The 17309-nt window shown below is 70.6% G+C and carries 13 protein-coding genes; 6 read left to right on the forward strand and 7 right to left on the reverse strand.

Annotated elements, in window-relative coordinates:
• Nucleotides 1-11 precede the first annotated feature (11 nt).
• The 3 genes from ACLQ28_RS13020 to ACLQ28_RS13030 form a co-directional block, all read right to left on the reverse strand.
• Nucleotides 12-1268 (reverse strand): RNA polymerase sigma factor, encoded by a 1257-nt coding sequence (locus ACLQ28_RS13020; RefSeq protein ID WP_425686566.1) that lies wholly within the window; start codon nucleotides 1266-1268, stop codon nucleotides 12-14.
• Nucleotides 1269-1292: 24 nt separating this feature from the next.
• Nucleotides 1293-1694 carry a YciI family protein gene (locus ACLQ28_RS13025; RefSeq protein WP_425686481.1) on the reverse strand — a complete coding sequence of 134 codons (402 nt, stop codon included), beginning with the start codon at nucleotides 1692-1694 and terminating at the stop codon, nucleotides 1293-1295.
• Between the two features lie 104 nt (nucleotides 1695-1798).
• Nucleotides 1799-4009 carry an alpha-galactosidase gene (locus tag ACLQ28_RS13030; RefSeq protein ID WP_425686482.1) on the reverse strand — a complete coding sequence of 737 codons (2211 nt, stop codon included), beginning with the start codon at nucleotides 4007-4009 and terminating at the stop codon, nucleotides 1799-1801.
• 322 nt (nucleotides 4010-4331) lie between these two features.
• Here ACLQ28_RS13030 and ACLQ28_RS13035 point away from each other — a divergent pair, with 322 nt between their 5' ends.
• On the forward strand, nucleotides 4332-6335 hold the full coding sequence (locus ACLQ28_RS13035; protein ID WP_425686483.1) for a beta-galactosidase: 2004 nt from the start codon (nucleotides 4332-4334) through the stop codon (nucleotides 6333-6335).
• A 37-nt stretch (nucleotides 6336-6372) separates the two neighbouring features.
• A complete protein-coding gene (locus ACLQ28_RS13040; protein WP_425686484.1) occupies nucleotides 6373-7149 on the forward strand; it encodes a DeoR/GlpR family DNA-binding transcription regulator in 777 nt (258 codons plus the stop codon).
• Nucleotides 7150-7351: 202 nt separating this feature from the next.
• On the opposite strand, the gene sigJ is transcribed toward ACLQ28_RS13040, so the two are convergent.
• Nucleotides 7352-8290 (reverse strand): RNA polymerase sigma factor SigJ, encoded by a 939-nt coding sequence (gene sigJ / locus ACLQ28_RS13045; RefSeq protein WP_425686485.1) that lies wholly within the window; start codon nucleotides 8288-8290, stop codon nucleotides 7352-7354.
• 150 nt (nucleotides 8291-8440) lie between these two features.
• On the opposite strand from sigJ, the gene ACLQ28_RS13050 reads away from it, so the two are divergent.
• Together ACLQ28_RS13050 and ACLQ28_RS13055 are read left to right on the forward strand one after the other, a co-directional pair.
• Complete coding sequence (locus ACLQ28_RS13050; RefSeq protein ID WP_425686486.1) at nucleotides 8441-9541, forward strand: LUD domain-containing protein; 1101 nt, start codon at nucleotides 8441-8443, stop codon at nucleotides 9539-9541.
• 253 nt (nucleotides 9542-9794) lie between these two features.
• Complete coding sequence (locus tag ACLQ28_RS13055) at nucleotides 9795-10754, forward strand: sporulation protein (RefSeq protein ID WP_425686487.1); 960 nt, start codon at nucleotides 9795-9797, stop codon at nucleotides 10752-10754.
• Between the two features lie 77 nt (nucleotides 10755-10831).
• On the opposite strand, the gene ACLQ28_RS13060 is transcribed toward ACLQ28_RS13055, so the two are convergent.
• Together ACLQ28_RS13060 and ACLQ28_RS13065 are read right to left on the reverse strand one after the other, a co-directional pair.
• Nucleotides 10832-11158 (reverse strand): hypothetical protein, encoded by a 327-nt coding sequence (locus ACLQ28_RS13060; protein WP_425686567.1) that lies wholly within the window; start codon nucleotides 11156-11158, stop codon nucleotides 10832-10834.
• Between the two features lie 247 nt (nucleotides 11159-11405).
• A complete protein-coding gene (locus ACLQ28_RS13065) occupies nucleotides 11406-13448 on the reverse strand; it encodes a glycerophosphodiester phosphodiesterase family protein (protein ID WP_425686488.1) in 2043 nt (680 codons plus the stop codon).
• A 191-nt stretch (nucleotides 13449-13639) separates the two neighbouring features.
• Between ACLQ28_RS13065 and ACLQ28_RS13070 the strand changes: the two genes are divergently transcribed.
• Complete coding sequence (locus ACLQ28_RS13070; protein WP_425686489.1) at nucleotides 13640-14062, forward strand: hypothetical protein; 423 nt, start codon at nucleotides 13640-13642, stop codon at nucleotides 14060-14062.
• An 82-nt stretch (nucleotides 14063-14144) separates the two neighbouring features.
• Here ACLQ28_RS13070 and ACLQ28_RS13075 read toward each other — a convergent pair whose 3' ends face one another.
• Nucleotides 14145-16439 (reverse strand): HelD family protein, encoded by a 2295-nt coding sequence (locus ACLQ28_RS13075; protein WP_425686490.1) that lies wholly within the window; start codon nucleotides 16437-16439, stop codon nucleotides 14145-14147.
• A gap of 146 nt (nucleotides 16440-16585) precedes the next feature.
• Here ACLQ28_RS13075 and ACLQ28_RS13080 point away from each other — a divergent pair, with 146 nt between their 5' ends.
• Nucleotides 16586-17221 (forward strand): SGNH/GDSL hydrolase family protein, encoded by a 636-nt coding sequence (locus ACLQ28_RS13080; RefSeq protein WP_425686491.1) that lies wholly within the window; start codon nucleotides 16586-16588, stop codon nucleotides 17219-17221.
• Nucleotides 17222-17309: the final 88 nt, after the last annotated feature.

Raw genomic sequence — 17309 nt, forward strand, 5'->3', positions numbered from 1 at the left:
GTGTCCCCCTGTTAGACCGTGTCGTCACGGAGATCGACGGACTCGGCGGTCAGGCGGGCTGCCCGCATGGTCAGGTAGCGCTGTTCGGGAAGGCTGCTCGTGCGGGCGGCGGCCGTCCGGTAGTCGGCGATCGCACAGGCCCGCTCGCCAGCCATCTCGTGCAGGTGGGCGCGGGCAGCGGGCAGCCGGTGGTGCCCGGCCAGTCGGGGGTCGTCGGCCAGTGCGTCGAGGGCGGCGAGGCCGGCCGCCGGCCCGTACACCATGGCGGTTGCCACGGCCCGGTTGAGCGCCACCACCGGGCTGCCGACGAGCCGTTCGAGCACCTCGTAGAGCGCCAGGATCTGCGGCCAGTCGGTCTCGCCGGTGCTCGGCGCCTCATCGTGCAGGGCGGCGATGGCGGCCTGCACCTGGTACGGGCCGGTCGGCCCACGCGGCAGTGCACGGGTGACCAGTGCGACGCCCTCGGCGATCGCCGCCGCGTCCCAGCGGTTACGGTCCTGATCGGCCAGTGAGATCAGCTCGCCGGAGGGCCCGGTCCGTGCTGGGCCACGTGCCTCGGTGAGCAGCATCAACGCCAGCAGCCCGGCCGATTCGCTGTCGTCGGGCAGCAGCGTGTGCAGTGCGCGGGTCAGCCGGATCGCCTCGGCCGCAAGGTCGATCCGGCGCAGGTCCGGGCCGGTGGTGCTGGTGTGCCCCTCGGTGAAGACCAGGTAGAGCACCTGCCGGACGGCAGTCAACCGCTCGGCCCGCTCCGCCGGCTCGGGCATCCGGAACGGCAACCCGGATGCGCGGATGCGCTGCTTGGCCCGGCTGATCCGCTGTGCCATGGTCGCCTCCGGCACCAGGAACGCGCGGGCGATCTCGGCGGTGCTCAGCCCGCCGACGGCGCGCAGGGTCAGCGCCACCGCCGACGTCGCGGCGAGCGCCGGGTGGCAGCAGAGCATCAGCAGGACCAGCGTGTCGTCCCGCTCGGCGGTCAACTCCTCGTCCGCAGCCGGTGCGTACTGCCGGTCGTCCGGGTCCCGGCGGGCGACCAGGTCCTCCCGGCGGCGGCGGGCCTGCTCACCGCGGACCAGTTCGATCATCCGGCGGTAACCGACCTGGATCAGCCAGCCGCGCGGGTTGGCGGGCACCCCTTCGGCCGGCCACTGGGTGACGGCTGCCAGCAGCGCCTCCTGCACTGCGTCCTCGGCGGTGGCGAAGTCACCGAAACGGCGGGCGAGCACGCCGAGGACCTGCGGCGCCAACTCGCGCAGCAGGTCCTCGATGCGGGGATCGGTGGAGGTCAGCCCTCACAGCTCCTGGGGAGGGGCGGACATCACCGGGTGCACCTCGATCGGCATGTTCAGCGGCCGGCCGCCGGGGCCGGGTGCCGTGGAGATGTGCGCGGCCAGCTCCACCGCCCGCTGCGGGCTGTCGCAGTCGACGATCCAGAAGCCGGCGAGGAACTCCTTCGTCTCGGCGAACGGCCCCTCGGTGACCACCGGTGTTCCGCCCTCACCGGCGCGGACGATTCGGGCCTGCTGCGGGCCGCCGAGGCCCTGCCCGTCAACCCACTCGCCAGCGGCGGTGAGCTTGTCGTTGACCTCGCCCATAAACGCGATGTGTGCCTGGACCTCCTGCGGGGTCCAGGTGTCGATGCCCGGGAAGTCGGTCCCGGCGGCGCTGAACTGCATCAGCAGCATGTACTTCATGGTTCGCTCCTCACGCCCGTGCACCCTCGTCGGTGCTCTCACCCTGAGGTAGAAGCAGGCGGCACCCTTCTCGACACTCCGACCAAAGATTCCCCGGAATCTTTTCAACCGATGGCGTCGACCTCCAGCACCAGGCTCTGCTCCGGGTGCAGGGCGGGCAGTTGCACACCCACCCGGGCCAGCGCGGCCCCGCTGAGAGTGACACCGCCGCCCGCCAACCAGGCCGGCGCGGACCGGTCGATGGTCGCCGGGGCCGGCACGTCCGCCACCGGCCGCACCCGGTAGCGCCGGCCCGGGTCCAGGCCGGGTAGACGGACCGCGCCCGGGGCCTGCGCCACCGAGGTGGCCAGCCGTGCCACCGCGTACACCGCCCGGGTCTTGTCGCCCTCGACCACACCGTGGGCCCAGACGGCCGGGTCCGGGTGGTCGACCCGAACCACTCGGCCACCGTGCAGCAGCGGACGCAGCCGCTTGTGCAGCGCCACCCAGGCGGCCAGTTCGGTCTGCTCGGCGGCGCTGATCGACGCGATGTCCCACTCGATGCCGTGGTGGCCGAAGAGCGCGGTCGCCGCCCGGAAGCCCAGGTCGTGTACGCGGTTGGTGGTGTGCGAGCGTTCCGGGCCGACGTGCGTGCCGACCAGCTCCGGTGGCAGCAGCAGCCCGGTCCAGCGCTGGATGCTGAGCCGTTCCAGGGCGTCGTTGCAGTCGCTGGCCCAGACCCGGTCGGTCCGCGCCAGGATGGCCAGGTCCACCCGGGCACCGCCGGACGAGCAGCTCTCGATCTCCACGCCGGGATGCCGGCGGCGCAGCTCGTCGAGGAGCTGATAGACCGCGACGGTCTGCCCGTGCACCCCGGCCCGGCCGTGGTGCCCGGCCTCGGTGAGGTCCCGGTTCTGATCCCACTTGAGGTAACTGATGCCGGGATGGTCGCTCAGCAGTGTGTCGAGGCGTTCCAGCAGGTAGTCGTACGTCTCCGGGCGGCCCAGGTCGAGCACCTGTTGGTTGCGCCAGGCCGGCGGCAGCCGCCCCGGCACGGCAAGCAGCCAGTCCGGGTGCGCGCGGAACAGGTCGGAGTCGGGGTTGACCATCTCCGGCTCGACCCACAGGCCGAACTCCAGGCCCCGGCCGGTCACATGGTCGATCAGCGGTTGCAAACCGTCGGGCCAGACGCCCTCGTCGACATACCAGTCGCCGAGCCCGGCCGTGTCGTCGCGCCGACCGCGGAACCAACCGTCGTCGAGCACGAACCGCTCCACGCCGATCTGCGCGGCCCGGTCGGCGAGCGCCCGCAGCCGGTCCAGGTCGTGGTCGAAGTAGACCGCTTCCCAGACGTTGAGGGTCACCGGTCGGCGGGAGCGCGGGTGTCCGGGTCGAGCCCGCAGATGCCTGTGCAGCACGTCGCTGAGTCCGTCGAGCCCGGCGTCGGACCAGACCGCGTAGAGCAGGGGAGTGTCGTACGACTCGCCGGGGCCGAGCCGGATCTCGCCCGGGGCCAGCAACTCACCGCCGCCGAGGGTCGACTCGCCGGTCGGTCGCCGCTCGGCGAAGGTGACGTGGTCGCCGCTCCACGCGGTGTGCACCGCCCAGACCTCGCCGTGGCCGAAGCCGAACCCGGCGGTGCCCGCCACCAAAAGCAGGGTGGCGTCGTGTCCGGTACGCCCGTGCCGGCCCTCGCGGACCCAGGCGCCCTGCGGCCACGGGTGCCGCTGCGGGGACCGTTCTCGGCACCACCGCCCGGTCAGGTCGAGCAACTCGGTGGCGACCGCCGGCACCGGCAGCACCGGAGTCAGCTCCCGCAGCTCGTACGTGCTGTCGCCGTCGTTGCGTAGCCGGTGGCGAACGGTCAGCAGGCCGTGCGGGTCCAGGGTGATCTCGCTGGTCAGGGTCAGCCCGGCGGCCGGGTCCGACGCCCGCACGGTCAGCAGCGCCGCGTCGGGGCCGCCGTGCCCACCGTCGGCCGGGAGTACGCCCACCGCCTCGCCGCCCGCACCCAGGTGGCCTGGGTCGGTGCCGATGTCCCGCACGTCCAATCCGTCGAGGCGGAAGGAGGTGGACCAGTCTTTTCCGTCGCGGTGCCCGGCCAGCCCCGGCCGGCCGCTCCAGCCGGCACTGAGCTCTGGCAGCAGCGACAGGACGGTCGGCTCGTCGAAGCCGCTCGGCACCACCGGCGGCACGGTCGCGTCGGCGAGGTGGCGCAGGTCGTCGTCGTCGAGGTCACCGACGTCGCCGCCCCAGTGCACGACCCGGGGCAGCCCCGGGCCGCGCGCGTCGAGCACCAGGCTGGTCCGCGCGCGGCGCAGGTGCAGGATCGTCATCCTTTGGAGGCTCCCAGGGTCAGGCCCCGACGGGACATCTGTGCCTCCTGCGGATGAAGAGGTGCTACGCCAGGGCCGTCAGAGGTGGGGGTGGTGGGAGGTGCGTCGACGTGATCGCCCACTGGGATCCATCGAGAATCCACATTGGTCAACACGATCGGCCAGTGGGGCCTCAAGTTACCCCTCAGTCAGGCGCTGTCAAGGGGGCAGTTCACCTTCGATAACCCAGTTGTGATACACGGGTAACCCGGTAGACGTTGGAAATAAATCGATGTTGGAACCTGTTGACTTCTGTGCCCTGGGCGGTGCACCCTCAGCTCTCATGCGGCGATGGCAAGGCAACGACATCTATTTCGGCGGCGACTACAACCCCGAGCAGTGGCCCGAGGAAACCTGGTCCGAGGACGTCGAGCTGATGCGTCGGGCCGGGGTCAACCTGGTCTCGGTCGGCATCTTCTCCTGGGCCCTGCTGGAGCCCACCCCGGGCCGTTTCGAGTTCGGTTGGCTGGACCGGGTGCTGGACCTCCTGCACGACGGCGGTATCCAGGTCGACCTGGCCACCGCCACCGCCAGCCCGCCGCCGTGGCTGGCCAGGGCGCACCCGGAGACGTTGCCCCGACAGGCCGACGGCACGATCCTCTGGCCGGGTGGCCGGCAGGCGTACTGCCCCAGCTCGCCGGTGTTCCGTGAGCGGTCGCTGGAGCTGGTGCGGGCGGTCGCCGGCCGGTATGCCGAACACCCCGCCGTGGTGATGTGGCACGTCTCCAACGAGCTGGGCTGCCACAACTCGCACTGCTACTGCGACGTCAGCGCCGAGGCGTTCCGCCGGTGGCTGCGGGAACGCTACGGCGACCTGGCCCGGCTCAACGACGCCTGGGGCACCGCGTTCTGGAGTCAGCACTACGGCGACTGGGCCGAGATCAACCCGCCGCGCACGGTGACGGCCTTCGCCAACCCCACGCAGCAGCTCGACTTCCTGCGCTTCTCCTCCGACGAGCTACGCGCCCAACTGCGCGCCGAACGCGAGGTCCTGAAGACACTCGTCCGCCAGCCGATCACCACCAACTTCATGATCGGCATGGGCGTCAAGCACATGGACTACCAGTCCTGGGCAGACGACGTGGACCTGGTGTCCAACGACCACTACCTGACCGCCGCCGACTCGCAGGCGCACCTCGGTCTGTCGCTCGCCGCCGACCACACCCGGGGCGTCGCCGGCGGCGATCCGTGGCTGCTGATGGAGCACTCCTCAAGTGCGGTCCAATGGCAGCCGCGCAACGTGGCCAAGCTGCCCGGGCAGCTGCGTCGCAACAGCATGGCGCACGTCGCCCGTGGCGCCGATGGGGTGCTGTTCTTCCAGTGGCGCGCCTCCCGGGCCGGCGCCGAGAAGTTCCACTCCGCGCTGGTACCGCACGCCGGACCGGACACCAAGGTGTTCCGCGAGGTCTGCCAACTCGGCGCGGACCTCAAGGCCCTGGCCGAGGTACGTGGCGCTCGGGTGGACGCCGACGTGGCGATCCTGTTCGACTGGGAGGCGTGGTGGGGGGTCGAGTTGGATTCCCATCCCAGCGTCGACGTCCGGTACGACGACCGATTGAACGCCCTCTACCGGGCACTCTGGCGGGCCGGCGTGACCGCCGACATCGTCCACCCGTCGGCCGACCTCAGCGGTTACCGGTTGGTCCTGGTGCCGACCCTCTACCTGGTTCGGGACGCCGACGTCGAGGCCCTGCACCGCTACGTCGAGGGTGGTGGCATCGCGGCCGTCACCTACTTCAGCGGCATCGTGGACGCCAACGACCACATCCGGCTGGGTGGCTACCCCGGCGCGTTCCGGGAGCTGCTCGGCGTACGCACCGAGGAGTTCTTCCCACTGCGCGAGGGTGAGCAGGTCCGGCTGGACGACGGCAGCACCGCCGACGTGTGGACCGAGTGGCTGCACCCCGAGGGCGCCGAGGTGCTCGCGTCGTACACCGATGGGCCTTTGCCTGGTGTGCCGGCGCTGACCCGCCACCGGGTTGGCGACGGCGCTGCCTGGTACGTCGGCACCCGGTTGGACGAGCCGGCCACCGACCGGCTGGTCGCCCGGCTCGTCGCCGAGGCCGGGGTGCGCCCGGCGGCGCCGGCACCGGCCGGAGTTGAGGTGGTACGCCGACGCGACGGCGAAAGGAGTTGGTTGTTCGCGATCAACCACACCGAGGCCGAGGCGCGGCTCCCGGTGACCGGCGTCGAGCTGTTGACTGGTGCCCGGTGTACCGGTGAGCTGACACTGCCGGCGGGTGACGTGGCGGTCGTCCGGGAGGATCGGACCGACGACCCGGCTTGATCCGGACGACAGTCACCGCGCGAAGGAGGTTCCCCACATGCTCGCCCAGCAGCGGCAGACCGCCATCCTCGATCTGATCCGCCAACGTGGCGGTGTGCGGGTGAGCCATCTGGTCAGCCGATTCGGCGTGTCCGACATGACGATCCGGCGCGACCTGGAGGTGCTGGCCGAGCGCGGCCTGGTCGACAAGGTGCACGGTGGCGCGACGCTCGCCGGGCCGGGATCGGCCGAAGAACCCGGCTTCGCGGCGAAGTCGATCCGCCAGCAGGCGGAGAAGCGAGCCATCGCCGAGCGGGCGGCGAAGATGGTGGAGCCGGGGATGGCCATCGCGCTCTCCGCCGGCACCACCACCGCCGCGCTGGCCACCCTGCTCTCCGACGTCCACGGGCTGACCGTGGTGACCAACTCGATCCCGGTGGCCGACGCGCTCTACCAGAACCCGCGTGCCGACCAGACTGTCGTGTTGACCGGGGGCATTCGCACCCCGTCGGACGCGCTGACCGGGCCGGTGGCCGAGGCGGCGATCAGCGCGCTCAACGTCGACCTGCTCTTCCTCGGCGTGCACGGGCTCAGCCCACGAACAGGCTTCACCACGCCGAACCTGCTTGAGGCCGGCGTCAACAGGTGCCTGATCGGCGCCGCCCGCCGGCTCGTGGTGCTTGCCGACCACACCAAGTGGGAGACCATCGGCATCGCCACCATCGCCCCGTTGGAGGCGGCCGACGTGCTGATCACCGATCGTGGGCTGCCGACCGAGGCACGCACCACGATCGGCGAGCAGGTGGGCGAGCTGATCGTCGTGGAGCCCGACTAGGTTCACGGGCCGCGCGCGGGTTGGGGCGGTGGGCGTGGCCGGCCGGCGGCCGGCGGTGCCCGTCGGTCACCCCCCATGGCGGCGGATGCGGTAGTGAGCGGTATACCTCCGAGTCATATTCATACCTCTGAGGTATACCGCTCAGCAGCACATCGACATGGCGGGCAGCCAGGGTCGGCCTGCCGCGCACGCCGGCGGCTCCTCAGCTGCTCCGCCAGGGTCGGAGCTTCTCGGGGTTTCGCACCGCCCAGATGTGCCTGATCCGGTCGTGCGCGATCTCGAACGCGAACACGGTCGCGATGGCTCCGTCCTGCTGCGCCAACAAGCCGGGCAGGCCGTTGACCATGCACTCCAGGAACGTCGTGCGGTCGCCCGCCACACGCGCGATCTCGGCGTAGGCGCGGGCGATCTGCTCACCGCCGACGATCGGGTGCAGGTGGGTGACGGCCAGCCCGCCGCCGTCGGCGGTCGCGGTGGCGTGGGGGTCGAGCAGGCTGATCAGGGCGTCGATGTCCTTGGCCTCCCACGCCGTTTTGAACTGCCTGACGATGCTGGCCTGCCCGGCACTCGGGCCCGCCGGTGTCTGGGCAGTGCGAACGCGACGGCGGGCGGACGAGGCCAGTTGGCGGCACGCCGCCGGAGTCCGCCCGACGATCTCGGCGACCTCGCCGAAGGGGTAGCGGAAGACGTCGTGCAGGACGAACGCGACGCGTTCGGCCGGCGTCATCGAGTCGAGGACGACCAGGAAGGCCATCGTCACTGACTCGTCGAGGGTGACACGATCGGCCGGGTCGATCCCGCCGACGTCGGAGCGCCCGGTGATCCACTCCGTGGGCTCGGGTAGGGGCTCCGGGATCCAGTCGCCCACGTACGTCTCCCGCCTGGCCCGCGCCGAGCCGAGCAGGTTCAGGCAGATGCGGCTGGCGACCGTCACCAGCCAGGCGCCGGGCGACTCGATGGCCTGCTGCTCCCGTGCGGACATGGCGTACCAGCGGGCGTAGGTCTCCTGCACGGCGTCCTCGGCGTCGGCAAGGGACCCGAGGAGTCGATAGGCGAGGTTGATCAGCTGGCGCCGCTCGCTCATGATCGCGCTGAGGCCCGGATCGCTCTGCTCGTCGCCGGGCTCGACTCTGGTGGTCATGGTCTGACCGTCTCCCTCACTCGCTTCTGTGCCTCTACCCGTTACGACAAGACAGCGCACCGGAAGGTGAGGCCGACGCGCCACCTCACATTCCGACGGGCTGCGTTGTCGTACCGGTGAGGACGACAACATGGCGAAGAGGGGACTCCGATGAACGACTTCCAGGCCATCGCGGACCGTGTCGAGATCGAGGCACTGCGCGGCGAGTTCACCGACTCGGCGATGATGCGCGACCGGCCCCGCCTGGCATCGCTGTTCACACCGGACGGTGCGCTGCGCATGCCCAACATCCCCGTCGAGTTGGTCGGCCGCGAGGCGATCCGTGCCGGGGGTGAGCGGCTGCAAAGCCAGTGGGACTTCTTCGTGCAGACCACACACCCCGGCACCATCCTGCTCGACGGCGACACCGCGACTGGCCGCGCCTACATCCAAGAACTCGCGCGCACCCTCGACGGACGCCAGGGTCTTAACTACGCCGTCTACCACGACCGCTACCAGCGCACCGTGGAGGGCTGGAAGTTCGCCGAGCGGGTGTACGAGGTCAGGTACCTCGACACCTCCCCGCTGGCGGGCACGGCGCCCCACGCGCCGCAGGGCTCCGGGACCAACCCGGCAGACGCCACGGCCACCCCGGCTCCGGCCGCATCCTTCGTCGCCCCGGCGTCGGCCGAACGACTGGAGCGGGTAGCCGCCGCCCTGCGTGCCAACGGCTTCGCCGCCGAGATCCTCGACGACGCCGCGGCCGCGCGCACCCGCGTCAAGGACCTGGTCCCCGAGGGCGCGAGCGTGTTTACCGGATCCAGCGAGACCCTCCGACTGTCTGGCATCGACGAGGACATCAACGCCGGCGGCCGGTACGACGCCATCAGGCCGCGCGTCCTGGCCATCGACCGTGCCACCGGCGCCGACGAGATCCGAAGGCTGGCGGCTACCCCGGACTTCGTCGTCAACAGCGTCGCCGCAGTCACCGAGACCGGCTCGCTCGTTCTTGCCTCGGGCAGCGGCAGCCAGCTTCCTGCCAACGCGGGCGGTGCCACCCACGCGGTCTGGATCGTCGGCGCGCAGAAGGTGGTGCCTGACCTGAGCGCGGCGCTACGCCGCGTCGAGGAGCATGCCTTCCCGCTGGAGAACGCCCGTGCCCAGGCGGCGTACGGAGTGCCCAGCGCCATCAACCGGCTGCTCATCCTCAACGCGGAACCTCGCCCTGGGCGCGGCACCGTGCTGCTTCTCCGAGAGGCCATCGGATACTGACCCGCAAACGCACCGCTGGTGATAACCCCGATCCGCCGATGTGGCGGTATCCCGCTCGACGGACACCGCCACATCGGCGATATGGCGCGGGAAACCGCGCCGCCGCGCGGATCCACGCACCGGTTGGGCGCGAGGTGCGCGCGACCCGAGTCCGGCGCGCTTCACAGCCACCTCACAGGGGTGCTGGATAGGGTGCCGGTCGAGTCAACGTCCGACTCCAGCCTGGAGCGGTCGGCGTCCCACAGGAGTTCCGATGGTCTTCAAGAAGATGTTGAGCGCGTTCGGTGTGGGCGGTCCCAGTGTGGACACTGTGCTGACCAACCCCAACACCCGGCCCGGCCTGACCCTCGACGGGCAGGTCAACCTCGTCGGTGGCGACGCGGAGGCAGCCATCGAGCAGGTGGTGATCGGCCTGGTCACCCGGGTCGAGGTCGAAGGACACGACACCGAGTACGCGGGCACGATGGAGTTCCATCGGATGGCGGTCAGCGGCCCGCTCCAGCTCGCCCCGAAGCAGCAGCTCTCGATCCCGTTCCAGCTGCCGGTGCCGTGGGAAACCCCGATCACCGACGTGTACGGCCAGCGCCTGCACGGCATGACGATGGGTCTGCGTACCGAGCTGGCGGTCGCCCGCGCGGTCGACAAGAGCGACCTGGACCAGGTGGCGGTGCACCCGCTGCCGGTGCACGAGCGGATTCTGGAGGCGTTCCAGCGGCTCGGCTTCCGGTTCAAGCACGCCGACCTGGAGCGTGGTCACATCCGGGGTGTCCAGCAGACGCTGCCGTTCTACCAGGAGATCGAGTTCTTCGCCTCGCCGCAGTACGCGAGCACGATCAAGGAGGTCGAGCTGACCTTCGTGACGAGCCAGCGGGGTGTGGAGGTCATCCTGGAGTGCGACAAGCGCGGCGGTTTCCTCAGCGCCGGGCACGACGCTTTCGGCCGCTACCAGGTGTCGCACACCGACGCTGACCGGGTGGACTGGGCGCAGGTCGTCGACGGGTGGTTGCGCGAGACCACGTCCCGCTACGGCAGCCTGCGCTCGCAGTACGGTCCGAGCCACGGCCACGGGCACGGCCGCGGTCACGGGATGGGCGGCATGGTGGCGGGTGCCGCGCTCGGTGTCGCCGGCGGCATGATCGCCGGCGAGATGATCGAGGACGCGTTCGAGGGTGACTTCGGCGGCGACTTCGGCGACTTCGGCGGCGACGAGTAAGCAGCCCACACACATACACACGACAGCAGTGGCCTCCGGGAGAAGTCTCCCGGAGGCCACTGTTCACGCGCGGTGCGTTAGTGCTTTTTGCGTTCCCGGCCGGACCGACGTGCGGAGCCGGCCTTCGACAAACCACGGCTGACCAGGTAACCGCCAGTCAGGATGGTCAGGAACAGCCACGCCCGGTTCGGGTCGTTGATGTTCAGCCCATTGGTGGCGCTGCCCCGCCAGAACGCGGCGATCACCACGAGCGCGACCGCGGCCGCGTAGACCCAGAACTCCGTCGTCAGGAACGCCTGCTTGGTTTCCGTACCCGGCGACGGCATCGGGTCTCGATGTCCGTCCCGCATGGACGGCATCTGCTGCCCGTCCCGCATGGACGGCATCTGCTGCGTGTCCCGCATGTGAGCGGGATTCTGCGGGTCGTTCATGGGCCGGTTCATCGGCCGGGTGGAAGCAGCCTGCGTGCTCATCTGGTCCTCCTCAGGATGCGATGAGTCGTACCTGCATTCCCTCGCCCCGCTACCGCGTTTCGGCCACGGCACGGTTTCGCTTTCACGGCGGGGACAACCCCCGACTACCCGAGGCCCCGGAGCAGGTAACACCGATCGCCGGCCGGAAAAACCGGCCGGCGATCGGGTGCTCAGGGTGTCAGCGCAGGCCGTTGCGGATCGCGACGCTCACCAACAGGTCCGGATCGTCGGTGATCATGCCGTCGACGCCGAGGTCGATGACCCGCTGCATCACCTTCGCGTCATCGATGGTGTACGGGATCACCTTCAGGTCGTCGCGCGTCTGCAGGGTCCGGACGTCCGGTCCGTGGAAGTACGCCGGGTTTTCCCGCAGGTACCAGTCGGCCGAGGTGACAGTGCCCTGCTTCGAGTCGTGCACCTGCCAGTTGGCCGACACCGTGCCAGCACCGGCGGCCCGGGTCAGCTTGCCCAGGTCCTGGTACTTCCACCAGTCCAGCCCACCGGTCCACGGGCTCTTCACCGACGGGTTGCCGTACACGGCCTGCAGGGAGCACTCGTCGGCGAGGGTGGTGCACTCGGCCGGGCCGTACTGCCAGATGAGGGCGACCGTGCCGATCCGCCGGTCGAGCTGCTTGGCGTACGTGATGGTGCGCCAGTCGAACGACTGGATGGTGGCCCGGTTGGTGAAGCCGGCGCGCTGGATGGCGTCGACGAGCTTGCGGGTGAAGCTGCGGTACGGCTCGGTGTCGTTCACCACCGGGCTGATCTTCGTCTCGATGTTCATCCCGATGTCGCTGCGGCCACTTGCCTTCACCAGGGCGAAGACCTCGTCCAGGGTCGGGATCCGGGCACCCGGCGCAGGCACCTGCGCGGGCAACTCGGGCAGCGTCTTCGTGCCGCAGTCGACGGTCTTGAGCTGCGCCAGGGTCAGCTCGTGCACCGGCTTGCCCACATACGGGAACTTGGGGTCACCCTTGCGCACCGGGGCGGTGTCGACGCAGTGCGACCCGTTGACCGTGCGGTCGTGCAGCACCACGAGCTTGCCGTCGGCGGTCACGCCGGTGTCCAGCTCCAGCGTGGAGATGGCCCGGTTGGACAGCGCGTTCGTGAACGCCGGCAGGGTGTTCTCGGGTCGGGTGGCCCGACCGCCGCGGTGCGCCTGGATGTCGAACGGCGCCGCGTACGCGTTCGGTAGCCGGTAGCCGCGCTGCGCCAGCAGGCCACGCAGCCGATCCGGGTAGTCGGTGATCATGCCGTCCACGCCGTCGTCGATCAGCTTGGTCATGGTCGGCACGTCGTCGACCGTCCACGGGATCACCTTGATCCCGTAGCGGTGTGCCTCGGCGACCATCTCCTTTGTGACGTACGGCTTGTAGCCGGGGTCGGTGACCGTGCCGTTCTGCGGGGAGCCGTGCACCGGCGAGAAGGCGCTGGCGCCGAAGCTGCGGATCGCCTTGATCGGGTCGCCGCCGAAGTCGTCGATGTCCAGCCCGCCGAGCCACGGCGAGGCGCCCGGCTGACCGGTCTGCAGGAAGTCGTAGTTGGTGAGGGCCACCAGCGGCAGCTTCGGCTCGACCTGGCGCATGCGCATCAGCGCGCCCCAGTCGAAGCTCTGGATGGTGACCTGCTTGAGCAGACCGGCGGCACGGACCTCGGCCGCGGTGACTCGGACGAACTGCTCACGGGGCGCGGTCTCGGTCGGCGCGCCGGCCTCCACCTTGGTCTCGACGTTGAGCTTCACGTCCTTGGCCCGGTAGCGGTTGACCAGCGCGAAAACCTCGCGCAGCATCGGCATTTGGGCACCAGGGACGGCGAGCTGGCCGGGCTTGTCCGACAGCGTCTTCGAGCCGCAGTCGAGTGTGCGCACCTGAGCCAGGGTGAGCGTGTTGATGTACTTCCCGACGTACGGGAACTCCGGGTCGGCGGCGGTCACCGGGGCGGTGTCGACGCACTTGGTGCCGGTGATCTTCCGGTCGTGGGTGACGACGGCCTGGCCGTCCTCGGTGATTTGCACGTCCAGTTCGAGGGTCGTCACCCCGAGTTGGAGGGCGTTGCCGAAGGAAGCGAGGGTGTTCTCCACCCGCAGCCCGAGGCCACCCCGGTGGGCCTGCACGTCGAATGTCCGGTCCGGTCGCGGCTTCGCCTGGGCGGGCACCGCGAGCCCGGTCGTCACCGTCGCGGCCACCAGGGCCGTGATGGCGGTACGGCGTACTGTGCGCACGCTGTCATCCCTCCTGTCGGCGGGCATCTCCCACCGGTCGCGGGACAGCATGGACATCTATGGCAGCGAGCAGGCGGCCAGTGGGCGGCGTGACGGTGAACCGCCGTGGACGACCTCCCGGGTCCCGCCGGGTTTGGTCGGCCGGTGGCCGGGCACGCAGTCAGTTCCACAGCTTCTGCGAGGTGATGGACGTGCGTGAGGACGACATGCGACAGAACGCCGCCCGCCAGGCCGAGGATCGGATCGCCGGCGGCGTGTACGGCAAGGGTGCCGTCGAGGCGGTGACGGTGCCCCGCACCGATGTGGAGCGAATGATCCAGCAGGACGACCCGGACGATCCGGCGAAGGTGCGGGTCGATCCGCAGGTGCTGCGCGACGGTGGCCCCGTCGGAGGGCAGGGCGCGGTGACCACCACCGGTGGCACCGCCGGGCCGGCGAGCGTACGCCGGGTCGCCCGTCAGCCGGAGCGGCACCGAGGCAAGGTCGCCCCGACGACGACCGGCGACGCCACGACCGGTGGCCTGAGCACCCCGATGAGTGGTGGCACCAGCGACCAGTCCACGTCCGCGACCGGCCCGGGCAAGACCGTCCGGGACAGGTCCATCAGCGACTGACCGCTTTCCCCGCGTGATCATGAGGTTGACGTGGCTGTGGAAGATCACAGTCCACGTCAACCTCATGATCGACGACTGCGGGTCAGGGGGTGGGGCGCAGGATGCCTAGGCGTTGGGTTGCGCGGGTTAGCGCCACGTACAGGTCGCTGCGGCCGCGGGGGGACTCGGCCACCATCCGGTCCGGGTCGACGACCAGCACCGAGTCGAACTCCAGGCCCTTGGCCTGCGCGACGGTCAGCACCACCACCCGGCTCTCCAGTTCCGGATGCTCGCCCACGGCGGCCTCCGGCAACGCGGCGGTCAGCGCCGCGCCCAACTCGCCCACCCGGCCGGCCGGCACGAGCACACCGAGCCGACCCTCGGTCAGCTCTGCCGCCTCCCGGGCGGCCACCGCGACCAACTCCGACGCCAACTGCTCGTCGGGCACCGCACGGTCCCACGGGGGTACGCCGCTCTCCCGCACCGAGCGCGGCGGCCGCAGCGCGGGGTCGATCTCGGCCAGCACGTCGGCGGCGACCGCCATGATCTCGGCCGGCGTGCGGTAGCTGACCGTCAGCTCGGTCAGCCGCCACCGCTGCGCCACGTACGGAGCGAGCGCGTCCGCCCAGGAGGGTGTGCCACTGAGCGCGCCGGTCTGTGCGACGTCCCCGACGATGGTCATCGACCGGCTCGGGCAGCGGCGCATCAGCAACCGCCAGGCCATCGGAGACAACTCCTGCGCCTCGTCCACGATCACGTGCCCGAACGCCCAGCTCCGGTCGGCGGCGGCCCGCTGCGCGGTGGTCAGCCGGTCGGCCTCCTCCTGCCGTTCCAGCAGCCTGTCAGCGTCGATCAGGTCGGTCACGCCGAGGATCTCGCCGCCCTCGGCCTCGTCCTCGACGTCGATCGAGCGGGAACCCCGGGCGATCTCGAGAACGCCCTCGGCGTACTCCCGTTCCATCATCCGGATGCGGTCCCGCCGGGCGGCGGCGGCCCGCTCGTCCTCGCCGAGCAATTCGGCGGCCTCGTCCAGCAACGGCACGTCGGCAGGCGTCCAGCCGCCCGGCTCGCGGTGCAGCATCGCCCGCTCGCCGTCGGTGAGCATCGGCGCGGCGGTGGCGATCCGGTCCGGGTCGGCGTACAGGTCGGCGAGCAGGCGCTGCGGGGTGAGCACCGGCCACAACCGGTCCAGGGCGGCCCTGATCTCCGGCTCCTCGCGCAACTCGCGGCGGATCTCGGCTCGGTCGGCCTCGTCGAGCAGGTTGTCCCCGCCCAGCGGGTCGGCGCCGATCCGTTCGGCCACCTGGTCGGCGAGGGCGTGCACGACCTCCGTGTCGAACAACGCGCGGGCCAGGTTGTGCGGCCGGTCGACGCGGCGTACGCGGTCTCGGGCGGTTCGCACGGTCTCCGGGTCGAGGCTGAGCGCCTCCCGCTCGACCTCGATCTCCAGCGGCTCGTCCGGCACCCACTGCCGATCCCGCACGGCCCGCGCCAGGACCTCGGCCAGCACGGCCCGGCCCTTGAGCGCGGCGGTCTCGGCCGGTTCGACGCGTTGGGCGCTCACCCCGGGGAAGAGATCACCCTGGGTACGCAGCAGCACGCCGGTCTCGGCCAGCGTCGGCAGCACCTGGGAGATGTAGCGCAGGAAGGTCGCGTTCGGGCCGACCAGCAGCACGCCTCGGCTGGAGAGTTCACGACGGTGCGTGTAGAGCAGGTACGCCGCCCGGTGCAGCGCGACCGCGGTCTTGCCTGTCCCCGGGCCGCCCTGGACCACCATGACGCCGGGCAGTTCGGCGCGAATGATCTCGTCCTGTTCGGCCTGGATGGTCTCGACGATGTCGCGCATCCGCCCGGTACGGCCCGCGTTGAGCGCGGCGAGCAGCGACGCCTCACCGGTCAGCTCCTCGTGGGCGCCAGGGGAGGCGGTGTCGATGTCGAGGACCTCGTCGTTGAACCCGGTCACCTTGCGCTGCCGGGTGCGCAGGTGTCGCCGACGGCGTACGCCCTGCGGGTTGGCGGCGGTGGCGAGATAGAACGGGCGGGCGGCGGGGGCCCGCCAGTCCATCAGCAGTGGGTCGTAGTCACCACTGGTGTCGAAGATGCCGAGCCGGCCGATGTAGCGGCGGGAGTCGTCATCGCCGTCGAGGCGGCCAAAGCAGAGCCCGTTCTCCACGGCGGAGAACTGCTCGACCTGATCGGCGTACATCGCTACCGAGCTGTCGCGCTGCGAGCGGTCCTGCAGGGTGCCGCCGGTGTTGCGCAACTCGGCGGTGAGCCGTTGGGCGGCCTGCTCACGCAGCCCGTCCAGGCGGTCGTAGAGCATGGAGACGTACTCCTGCTCGCGACCGATCTCGTCGTCGAGCGGCAATTCGCCTGAACCGCCGGAGTGCCTTGACAAGCCGTCTCCCTAAAGATTAGAATCGTTTGCAGGAACGGCTTTTAGCCGTTCTTTTTTGTGTCCTCGAACTGTTGAAGATAGCGCGTTCCCTCGGTTCTCACCAAGCCGGGCGGGCCGGCGCGCCGGTGATCGCGAGGTGACGTCAGATGATCCTGCGGACCGGTCAACGGGTGGTCTTCATCGGCGACAGCATCACCGATTGTGGTCGGCGCGACGCCGCCGCGCCCTATGGCAGCGGTTACGTCAGCCTCGTGCGCGCCCTGGTCGGTGCGCGGCACCCGGAGTTGGAGCTGGAGTGGGTCAACCGGGGTGTGAGCGGCGACACCGTGCGGGACCTGGCCGTCCGCTGGGACGACGACGCCATCGCCGAGCGCCCCGACTGGCTCTCGGTGCTGATCGGCATCAACGACATCTGGCGGCGCTACGGCGACCGGCCGAATGAGGCCGTCGACATCGACGAGTACGAGCAAACCCTGCGTGACCTGCTCGGTCGGGCGGTCGCCGCCACCGGCTGCCGACTGATCCTCGGTGACCCGTTCCTCATCGAGGCCGACCGCAGCGTCCCGCAGCGCGCCGACGCCGACCGGTACGCGGCGGTGGTGGCAGGGTTGGCCGCCGAGTTCGACGCGGTGCACGTGCCCAACCAGGCGGCGTTCGACCGGGTGCTGACGGTCAGCCCGGCGACGCGCTGGGCCGACGACCGGGTGCACCCGCACCTGCCCGGCCACGCGGTGATCGCCGACGCCTACCTCAGCGCCCTCGGCGCGACCGTCACCCACTGACTCAGGACCGCCGACGCCTGCCCGGATGTGCGCGGCAGGGGCGGACACGATGACGCGCCGGGCCAACCGCAAGGTCGACCCGGCGCGA

It is taken from the genome of Micromonospora sp. DT201, assembly GCF_049841575.1.
GTDB lineage: Bacteria > Actinomycetota > Actinomycetes > Mycobacteriales > Micromonosporaceae > Micromonospora.